The 8,762-nt window shown below is 67.3% G+C and carries 10 protein-coding genes; 8 read left to right on the plus strand and 2 right to left on the minus strand.

Features of this window, described 5'->3' with window-relative positions:
* Positions 1-6 precede the first annotated feature (6 nt).
* Both N5K27_RS25590 and N5K27_RS25595 read right to left on the minus strand, forming a co-directional pair.
* Complete coding sequence (locus tag N5K27_RS25590; protein WP_087839020.1) at positions 7-1,008, minus strand: xanthine dehydrogenase family protein subunit M; 1,002 nt, start codon at positions 1,006-1,008, stop codon at positions 7-9.
* Between the two features lie 10 nt (positions 1,009-1,018).
* A complete protein-coding gene (locus N5K27_RS25595) occupies positions 1,019-1,522 on the minus strand; it encodes a (2Fe-2S)-binding protein (RefSeq protein ID WP_243724602.1) in 504 nt (167 codons plus the stop codon).
* A 198-nt stretch (positions 1,523-1,720) separates the two neighbouring features.
* Here N5K27_RS25595 and N5K27_RS25600 point away from each other — a divergent pair, with 198 nt between their 5' ends.
* The 8 genes from N5K27_RS25600 to N5K27_RS25635 all read left to right on the plus strand — a co-directional run bounded on the left by N5K27_RS25600 (position 1,721) and on the right by N5K27_RS25635 (position 8,654).
* Entirely contained in the window at positions 1,721-2,692 is a 972-nt protein-coding gene (locus tag N5K27_RS25600) for a membrane dipeptidase (protein ID WP_279820142.1), read from the plus strand.
* A gap of 15 nt (positions 2,693-2,707) precedes the next feature.
* Positions 2,708-3,472, plus strand: a complete 765-nt coding sequence (locus tag N5K27_RS25605) for an RraA family protein (protein WP_279820144.1) — start codon at positions 2,708-2,710, stop codon at positions 3,470-3,472.
* Positions 3,469-3,834 (plus strand): NIPSNAP family protein, encoded by a 366-nt coding sequence (locus tag N5K27_RS25610; protein WP_279820146.1) that lies wholly within the window; start codon positions 3,469-3,471, stop codon positions 3,832-3,834. The genes N5K27_RS25605 and N5K27_RS25610 overlap by 4 nt, the downstream gene beginning before the upstream one ends.
* A 46-nt stretch (positions 3,835-3,880) precedes the next feature.
* Positions 3,881-4,858: a tripartite tricarboxylate transporter substrate binding protein gene (locus N5K27_RS25615; protein ID WP_176400742.1), complete on the plus strand. Its 978-nt coding sequence runs from the start codon at positions 3,881-3,883 to the stop codon at positions 4,856-4,858.
* Positions 4,859-4,887: 29 nt separating this feature from the next.
* The gene (locus tag N5K27_RS25620) at positions 4,888-5,679 is read left to right on the plus strand and encodes an IclR family transcriptional regulator (protein ID WP_165963252.1); all 792 of its coding nucleotides are present in this window, start codon (positions 4,888-4,890) and stop codon (positions 5,677-5,679) included.
* A 67-nt stretch (positions 5,680-5,746) separates the two neighbouring features.
* Positions 5,747-6,490, plus strand: coding sequence for an IclR family transcriptional regulator (locus N5K27_RS25625; RefSeq protein WP_087839027.1), 744 nt, complete (start codon positions 5,747-5,749; stop codon positions 6,488-6,490).
* Between the two features lie 190 nt (positions 6,491-6,680).
* Entirely contained in the window at positions 6,681-7,619 is a 939-nt protein-coding gene (locus tag N5K27_RS25630) for an ABC transporter substrate-binding protein (RefSeq protein ID WP_132980235.1), read from the plus strand.
* 57 nt (positions 7,620-7,676) lie between these two features.
* Positions 7,677-8,654 (plus strand): tripartite tricarboxylate transporter substrate binding protein, encoded by a 978-nt coding sequence (locus N5K27_RS25635; protein ID WP_087839029.1) that lies wholly within the window; start codon positions 7,677-7,679, stop codon positions 8,652-8,654.
* The last annotated feature ends 108 nt before the right edge of the window (positions 8,655-8,762 follow it).

Here is an 8,762-nt window from a genome sequence, read left to right on the forward strand (position 1 = left end):
TCTCCGTCAGCCGGCCGCCGTCACGGTATCCAGGGCGTGGACCAGGCAGCGCCGCGCCAGCTCGATCTTGAACGCGTTCTGGCTTTGCGGCCGCGCCTCGCGCAGCAATTCCCGCGCCGCGGCATCGAATACCGCCGCCGAGGGCGCGCCGCCCGCCAGCAGGACTTCGGCCGGCGGCGAGCGCCAGGGCCGCGTGCCCACGCCGCCCATGGCGACCCGCGCGGCCTGGATGCTGCCGTTGGCCATGGTCACGACCACCGCGGCCGAGGCCAGGGCGAACTCATAGGACGCGCGATCCCGCAGCTTCAGGTAATGGGAGCGGGTGCCGGCTGGCAGCGCGGGCAGCGTCACGTGCGTGATCAGCTCGCCTTCCTCCAGCACCGTCTCGCGCTGCGGCGTATCGCCCGGCAGCACGAAGAAATCGTCGATGGCCACCGTGCGCGCGCCTCCGGGCCCCTGGATGTCTATCGTGGCGCCCAGCGCCATCAGTGCGACGTTCATGTCCGACGGATTGCTGGCGATGCATGCCTCGCTGGTCCCCAGCACCGCCAGGTTGCGGTTGTAGCCGCCGATGGCGGGACAGCCCGAACCAGGCTCGCGTTTGTTGCAGGGCATGGCCACGTCGCGGAAATACACGCAGCGGGTCCGCTGCAACAGGTTGCCGCCGGTCGTCGCCATGTTGCGCAACTGCGCCGAGGCTCCGGACAGCAGCGCCTGCGACAGCACCGGATAGCGTTCGCGGATCAACGGATCATGGGCCAGGTCCGAATTGCGCACCATCGCGCCTATGCGCACGCCGCCGCCGGGCGTGGCCTCGATGCGGTCGAGCGGCAGATGGCTGATATCGATCACCATGGCCGGCCGTTCCACGTCCAGCTTCATCAGGTCGATCAGCGTCGTGCCGCCCGCCAGGAACCGGACCGTCGAGCCTTGGCGGTCTTCGGCATAGGCGGCGGCACCCACCGCCTGGGCGACGTCTTCGGCTCGCCAGAGCTGGAATATTTCCATGGCCGCCCCGCTACGCGGTGCCGCGGCGCGCCTGCCGCACGGCCGCCAGGATGTTCTTGTATGCGCCGCAGCGGCAGAGGTTGCCGCTCATGGCCTCGCGGATATCGGCATCCGTCTCGCCGCAGGGTTCGGACAGCAGCGCCGCCGCCGACATGATCTGGCCCGCGGTGCAGTAGCCGCACTGGTAGGCATCCTGCTCCAGGAAGGCCGCCTGCACCGGATGCAATCCGCCGTCCCGGGCCAGTCCTTCCACGGTGGTCACCTCGCGGCCGTCCAGCGTGGCCGCCAGCACCAGGCAGGCATTGACCCGCCGGCCATCCAGGTGGACGGTACAGGCGCCGCACTGCCCATGGTCGCAGCCCTTCTTGGTCCCGGTCAGGGCGAGGTGTTCGCGCAGGCAATCGAGCAGGGTGGTGCGAGGGTCCAGGCGCAACTCGTGGCGCACCCCGTTGACGGTCAGGCCCACTTTCGTGGACAGGAACATGGCGGGTTGCGAGGCGGGGGCAGGGCACATGGCGATCTCCGGAAGCCCCGGCGCCGCAGCAACTGCCGTTCCCGGCCCCGGCCCGGGCATGGGGACCGGCGCCGCCCGTTTTGCCCTTTTGGTCCATATATCGGACTACCTATATCGACACATTATTTCTATAAACAGAAAATCCTGCTCTCGCCGGTCCATATTACGGACCAGCAATCACCAGGAAAACTACCGAGCATGATCAAGGTATTCGACTTGCTGAACGGCGCGCGCATGACCGCCGCCTACGCCGAGGCCTGCCTGGCCCACGGCGTGGAAGCCGTCCACATCACGCTGAACAATTTTCGCGGCATCAACCCCATCCCCGACCTGCGCCATTCGCTGAACCAGCTGGCGGACTACCGCGCGCACCTCGCCACCCTGTCGGACCTGGTCCAGGTGGTCGAGGACGGCGACGGCTTCGAGCGAGCCAGGCAGGCGGGCAAGCTGGGCATCGTGCTGGGCTACCAGAACGTGCCGGGCGTGGCGCGTGACCTGAAGCTGATGGAGCTTTTCCACGCGCTGGGCGTGCGCGTGATCCAGGTCGCGCACAACATCCGCAACCTGTACGGCGACGGCTGCGCAGAACCGGCCGACGCCGGACTGTCCTCGCTGGGGCGCGAACTGGTGGGCGTGCTGAACGACCTGGGCATCGTCATCGACCTGTCGCACGTGGGCGACCGCAGCGGCCTGGACGTGCTGGCCCTCTCGCGCCATCCGGTGGCGGTGACGCATGCCAATGCCTACGCCCTGTGCCCCAACGCCCGCAACAAGAGCGACGCATTGCTGGACGCGCTCAAGGCCAACGGCGGCGTGCTGGGCATCACCTACCTGCCGCCGCTGGTGCGCATGCCGGGCGAAACCCCGGGCGCGCAGGACGTGGTGGCGCACATCCGCTATGCCGTCGACCGCATCGGCGTGGCGCACGTGGGCATAGGCTCGGATTTCATCACCGACCAGCCGGCCGAGCGCTACCAGGAATTCATGCGCAAACCCGAGGTCTACGGGACCTGGCCATGGCGCTATCCCATCAACGACCTGCAGGCCCAGCAGGACATGCTGGCCGGCCTGGCGGACATCGGCCTGGCGCGCCGCGACATCGACGCCATCGCCCGCGACAACTTCCTGCGGCTCTTCCGCATCGTGATGGCGGGCACGCCCGCCGCCTGACCACAAGGACATCCCATGACCAGCAAGACTCCCCTGGGCAAGCTGCCCGCCGCCGTCTTCGGCGACCTCGACATCCCCCGCTATCCGCAGGCCGTCATCGACGCCTTCCTGGCGCTGGAGGACCTGACCGGCACCGTCTCCGACGCCATGGACGAACTGGGCCTGTGCGGCGTGGTCCCGGGCTGCGACCTGCCTCCCACCCTGCCCGGGCGGCGCATGGCCGGCCCGGCGCTGACCCTGCGCAACGTCGAACAGCGCGATGACGCCTACAAGGGCGCCAAGGACCGCATCTCGAAGATGGCCGAGATCGAGGCCCACAACCTGGCCGAACCCGGCGACGTGCTCGTCATCGAAGGCGTGCCCGGCATCTCCAACATGGGCGGGCTGTCGGCCGCCATCGCCAAGCGCCAGGGCGAGGCGGGCGCCGTCATCGACGGCGCCATCCGCGACGTCGAGCAGTCGCGCTCGCAGGACTTCCCGATCTGGTCGCGCGGCGTCAGCTCCATCACGGGCAAGTGGCGGCTGGAGACCGTCGCCATCAACGGCATCGTGCACATACGCGGCGTGCAGGTGCGGCCCGGCGACCTGGTGGTGGCCGACGAAGGCGCCATCTGCTTCATCCCGCGCGAGGCCGTCGAGACGGTACTCAAGCGCGCCCAGGAAATCGGCGAAGGCGAGGCCCGCCGCTACCACGATATCCAGGCCGGCATGCCCATTCCCGAACTGGCCAGGCGCACCCACGTCTACAAGTTCAGCCAGGACCAGCGGGAGGCGACATGATCGTCGAACAACGCCTCTATACCTTCCACCCGGGCAACCTCGACGCCTTCGTCGCGCTCTATAGGAAGGAAGGGATGGCCGCGCAGATGCGCCACCTGCCCGCGCTGCTGGGCTACTACGTGAGCGAGATCGGCGCCCTGAACCAGACCGTCACGCAATGGGGCTACCGCAGCCTGCAGCAGCGCATGGACTGCCGCGAGGCGCTGTTCGCCGACCCGGACTGGAAGGCCTTCCTGGTCCAGGCCAGGCCGCTGATGCTGGCGCAGGAGTGCCGCATCCTCAAGCCGGCGCCCTTCTTCCGCGAACGCCTGGCCCATCTCATCGACGACGCGCGCGGCCTCGACCTGTCCGGCCAACCCTGACGCGCCACGACACGGGCCGCGACAGGCCCGCACAATGGAGACACACATGTTCAAGCCCCTTATCCACTGGGCGGCCGCCTTCGCGCTGGCCGCCACCGCCTCCCTGCCGGCCCGCGCGGCCGACTTCCCCACCCGCCCCGTACGGCTGCTGGTACCGTTCTCCCCGGGGGGAGGCATCGACCAGTTGGCCCGTATCGCGGCGGTGAAGATGGCCGAGGACCTCAAGCAGCAGGTCGTCGTGGAAAACATGGCCGGCGCCGGCGGCGCCATCGCCGCCAAGACCGTGGCCAACGCGGCGCCGGACGGCTACACCCTGATCTTCAATTCCTCGTCCGCCGTCGCCACCGGCCTGCTGGGCAAGGAGCGGCTGGGCTTCGACCCGGTCAAGGACTTCGCGCCCGTGTCCCTGGTCGCCCAGTTCCCGCTGGTCATGGTCGTCAATCCCAAGGTGCCGGCGCGGAACATGAAGGAATTCGTCGAACTGCTCAGGAAGAATCCCGACAAGTACAACTACGGGTCTTCCGGCAACGGCACCGCCATCCACCTGGCCTCGGAGCTGTTCAAGACCCTGGCCGGCGTCAACATGCAGCACGTGCCCTACAAGGGCACGGCGGCGGCCATGCAGGACCTGCTGGGCGGGCGCATCCACATGATGCTGGACGGCGTGCCGCCGCAGATAGGCAACATCCATGAAGGACGGGTGCGCGCGTTGGGAGTGACCACCACCGAGCGCTCGGCCATGCTGCCCGACGTGCCCACCGTGGCCGAGGCGGTACCCGGCTACGCGTTCCCGTTCTGGGTCGCGATCTACGCGCCCGCCGGCACGCCCCAGCCCGTCCTGGACCGCCTGGCCGCGGCCGTCTCGGCCGCCGCGAAAGACCCGCAGTCGCGCCAGCGGTTCAAGGATGCCGGGTCCGACGCCGTCGGTTCCACGCCCGCGGAACTGGCCGCCTTCTGGAAGCAGCAGATCGACCTGTACAGCGGCATCGTCAGCAAGACCGGCATCAAGCTCGACGGCGAGTGACGGCCAACCCGCATGCTACGATGCGCGCCATGAACCGTCCCGACACCAGCGGCGCGCAGACCGTGGACCGGGCCGTCGCGGTGCTGCGGCTCCTGGCGTCGGCCGGCGAATCCGGCCTGCGCCTGATCGATCTCCAGCATGCCTCGGGCCTGTCCAAGCCCACCGTCCACCGGCTGCTGACTTCCCTGCTGCAACACGGCCTGGTGGAACAGGACGAGGACACCCGGCGCTACCGCCTGGGCATGGAAATGGCGGTGCTGGGCTGGTCCGTCTCCAGCGGCCGCGCCGACCTGCGCCAGCTGTGCGGGCCCGAGATGCAGGCGCTGGCCGACGAAACCGGCGACACCGCCTTCCTGGCGGTGCGCTCGGGCTACGACACCGTCTGCATCGAACGCAAGATGGGACCCTATCCCATCAAGGCCTTCACCGTCGACGTCGGCACGCGCCGGCCGCTGGGCGTGGGGGCGGGCGGCATCATCATGATCGCGGCGCTGCCCGAGGACGAGGCGGAACTGGTGTTCGAATCGATACGCGAACCGCTGCGGGCCTACCCCAACGTGTCGGAACCGTCGCTGCGCGAGGCGGTCTCACGGGCGCGCCGGGACGGCTACGCCTTGAGCGACGGATTGGTCATGACCGGCGTGCGCGGCCTGGCGGTGCTGGTATCGGACGCGCGCGGCGCCCCCACCGCGGCGCTGAGCCTGAGCGCGGTACAGGACCGCATACGGCCCGAGCGGGTGCCGGCGCTGGTCAAGGCACTGGAAGAAAGAAGGAAGCGGATCGAACGCAGCCTGGCGGGGCCGGGCCGGCGCTTGCGGTAGGCCACGGGACAAGCGAATCCGCGCGAGATAAACTCGCCCGTGATCCGCAACGAATCCTCTTCTTCCTATGATCGACAAGACCCTCTCGAAGGGCCTGAAACTGCTCGAGGCTTTGGCAGACAGCGATACGCCGCGCGGGGTAACCAACATTGCGAGCGAACTCGAACTGTCCAAGAGCAACGCGCACCGCCTGTTGCAGACGCTGGCCGCGCTCGGTTATGTCGATTCCGTCGAAGGCAAGTATTTCGCCACGCCCAAGATCTGGAGCCTGGGCGAGAAGATCGTGGGACGCCTGGCGGTGCGCACCGTGGCCTTGCCGGAGATGGAAAGCCTCGCGCTCGAAACGCGTGAAACGGTGCATTTGTCGATACTCGACAAGACCGAGGTCATCTATCTCGAAAAGATCGACAGCCCGCAACCCATCCGGGCGTACACCGAGGTCGGCGGCCGGGCGCCCGCCAGCGCCGTCGCGACGGGCAAGGCGATGCTGGCCTACCAGGACGATGCCATCATCGCGGCCGCGGCCGCGGCACTCGCCCCCCACACGGGCCTGTCCCTGGCCAACGACGCAGCCCTGCGCAAGGAACTGGCCGGCATACGCAAGCTCGGCTATGCGATCAACCGCGGCGAATGGCGGGAACGCATAGGCGGGCTGGCCGCTCCCGTCTTCAACCGCTATGGCAAGGCCATTGCCGCCATCGGCATTTCGGGGCCGACCGACCGCCTCACGCCCAAGCTGATGCGCGACCATGCGCAGCGGGTGTGCGAGGCCGCCCGCCGGGTCTCGGAAAAACTCGGCTCCTCCGCCTGACCCCATCCCACTTCGTTTCCGCCTGAGCGCCTCGCGTCGTCGTCAGACACCGAGGCCGCCCGGCCTTGCCCCGCGCAGGCATTCACCGATTGACGGCCTTGCGCGCCGGTGCTTATGATAGGTTCGTATTTCGATACGCCGTTCTCTATTTCAGAACAACCCGCGACCAAAGCAGGGAAGGGAGACATTCATGCCAGGGGAACACAAGGGGCCGGCCAGGCCGTACCGGGTCGGCCTGATCCACGTCGTGGCGAAAGGCGATCCTGTCATCGACACGCAGGACATCGTCGATTTCAAGCGGGGCATGGAGACCATCGGCTATCGGGAAAACGTCGACGTGGTCTACCAGGAGCTGTACGGCAACCGCGATCCCGATCTCATCCAGGCCCATGCCAACGCCCTCGTGGCCTGGCCCGCGGATGTGATCGTTTCCTTCCTGACCAATGCCAACATAGCGCTCAAGGAAGCCACGCGGGACGTCAGGATTCCCGTCGTCTGCTGGGCCACCAATCACATCGAGGCGGGGCTTGCGGAAAGCTACCGGCGGCCGGGCATGAACTTCACCGGCTTCTCCTACATTCCCTACAACAACTGGGCCAAGGTCAGGCTGCTGAAGATGGCGGTTCCCGGCCTGACCCGCATCGGCCACCTGTACAACCCGACCTATTCGCCCGCGCCCGCCGTGATGCGGGAATTCGGCGAAGCCGCACGGACCATGGGTTGCGAGATGCCGATCTATGAAACGCTGCGGATCGAGGACTTCGAGTCCAGTGTCCACGCCATGAAGCGCGATGGCTGCCAGGCCGTCCTGGTGGGGCCCCATGCCTTGTTCAACATGAACGGCGAAATGCTGGGCAGGCTCTTCCTGGACGCGCGGCTGCCTGCCGTGGGCAACCAATTGTCCATCACCCGCGCGGGGGGCCTGGCGACCATCAGCCCGGGCAAGAAGAAGGGCTGGCCGATGATGGCCCAAGTCGTCGACCAGATACTGCATGGGGCGGATCCCGCGGAAATCCCCATCGACCGCAGCATGCGCGGCCCCACCACGCTCAACCTGAAGAACGCCGGCCTGCTCGGACTCCAGCTTCCCGCATCCTTGATCGACGAGGCGGACGTGTTGATCGAATGAAGCATCCGTTCCAGGTATCGAGGGCAGGCAGCCAACACATCCACTGAGGTCGGTCGCATGGACAGCACGAAACTCCTCGCAATCGCCGGCTTGCTCGCGGGTACGATGGCCACCATCCCCTGCGCCGCGGCCGATGCATCGAACTACCCGGAGCGGCCGATACGCGTGGTCGTCAACTATGCGCCGGGCGGCAGCAGCGATTCCCTCGCACGCGCGGCACTGGCCGATCTGGAGCCCTTCCTGGGCCAAGGCGCCATCGTCGACAACCGTCCGGGCGCCAACGGCAACATCGGCACGGGCTTCGTCGCCAAGTCCCCGCCCGACGGCTATACGCTGGGCGTCAGCGGACTCTCGGGCGTCACCAACTCCTTCCTTTACCGCAACCAGAGCTACGATTTCTTCAAGGACCTGGTTCCCGTCGCCATGATCGCCCGCAACCCGGGCGTGCTGATCGTCAACAAGTCCCTGCCGATACGCACGGCCCAGGAACTGGTGCAGTACGCCAAGGCGCACCCGGGCAAGCTGAACTTCGCTTCGGGCGGGCGCGGATCCAGCCTGCACCTGAACGGCGAGATATTCAAGAACGCCGCCGGCGTGGACATCGTCCACGTGCCCTACCGCGGGGAAGCGCCGGCCTTGAACGACCTGGTGGGTGGGCAGGTGCAGATGATGTTCGCGGTGCTGGCTTCGGCCAAGCCCTTCATCGACCAGGGACTGGTCAGGGCGCTGGCCGTTACCAGCCCGGAACGCACTGACCTGATGCCCGGCTTGCCCACCTTGCGCGAGTCGGGTATCGGCTTCGGGCTGTACTCGTGGGCGGCGATCTTCGCGCCCGCCAGCACGCCCAGGCCCATCCTGGAGAAACTGAACGTGTCGATCAGAAAGGCCATCGCCCAGCCCAAGACCACCGAACGGCTACGGGAAATGGGAGCCGAGACCGTGGACATGGATCTCGCGCAGATCAAGGCCTACACCGACCAGGAACAGCGGTTCTGGTCGGACGTGTTCTCCAGGCTGCACGTGCAGATGGACTAGGGGGAATCGACATTCATGGCATCCATGATGGCTAAGGATGCGATGAGTGTGATTACTTGCAGGAATGGGTTCTTGATCCGCCCATGGATCTGCGTGTCCAGCGGTGCA

The sequence above is a fragment of the Pigmentiphaga sp. GD03639 genome (genome assembly GCF_029845405.1).
Lineage (GTDB): Bacteria > Pseudomonadota > Gammaproteobacteria > Burkholderiales > Burkholderiaceae_B > Pigmentiphaga > Pigmentiphaga daeguensis.

What these genes read in the sequence shown, in the direction of transcription:
- N5K27_RS25590 (WP_087839020.1), bottom strand. Translation starts at nt 1,008, where the DNA reads ATGGAAATATTCCAGCTCTGGCGAGCCGAAGACGTCGCCCAGGCGGTG.
- N5K27_RS25595 (WP_243724602.1), bottom strand. Translation starts at nt 1,522, where the DNA reads ATGTGCCCTGCCCCCGCCTCGCAACCCGCCATGTTCCTGTCCACGAAA.
- N5K27_RS25600 (WP_279820142.1), top strand. Translation starts at nt 1,721, where the DNA reads ATGATCAAGGTATTCGACTTGCTGAACGGCGCGCGCATGACCGCCGCC.
- N5K27_RS25605 (WP_279820144.1), top strand. Translation starts at nt 2,708, where the DNA reads ATGACCAGCAAGACTCCCCTGGGCAAGCTGCCCGCCGCCGTCTTCGGC.
- N5K27_RS25610 (WP_279820146.1), top strand. Translation starts at nt 3,469, where the DNA reads ATGATCGTCGAACAACGCCTCTATACCTTCCACCCGGGCAACCTCGAC.
- N5K27_RS25615 (WP_176400742.1), top strand. Translation starts at nt 3,881, where the DNA reads ATGTTCAAGCCCCTTATCCACTGGGCGGCCGCCTTCGCGCTGGCCGCC.
- N5K27_RS25620 (WP_165963252.1), top strand. Translation starts at nt 4,888, where the DNA reads ATGAACCGTCCCGACACCAGCGGCGCGCAGACCGTGGACCGGGCCGTC.
- N5K27_RS25625 (WP_087839027.1), top strand. Translation starts at nt 5,747, where the DNA reads ATGATCGACAAGACCCTCTCGAAGGGCCTGAAACTGCTCGAGGCTTTG.
- N5K27_RS25630 (WP_132980235.1), top strand. Translation starts at nt 6,681, where the DNA reads ATGCCAGGGGAACACAAGGGGCCGGCCAGGCCGTACCGGGTCGGCCTG.
- N5K27_RS25635 (WP_087839029.1), top strand. Translation starts at nt 7,677, where the DNA reads ATGGACAGCACGAAACTCCTCGCAATCGCCGGCTTGCTCGCGGGTACG.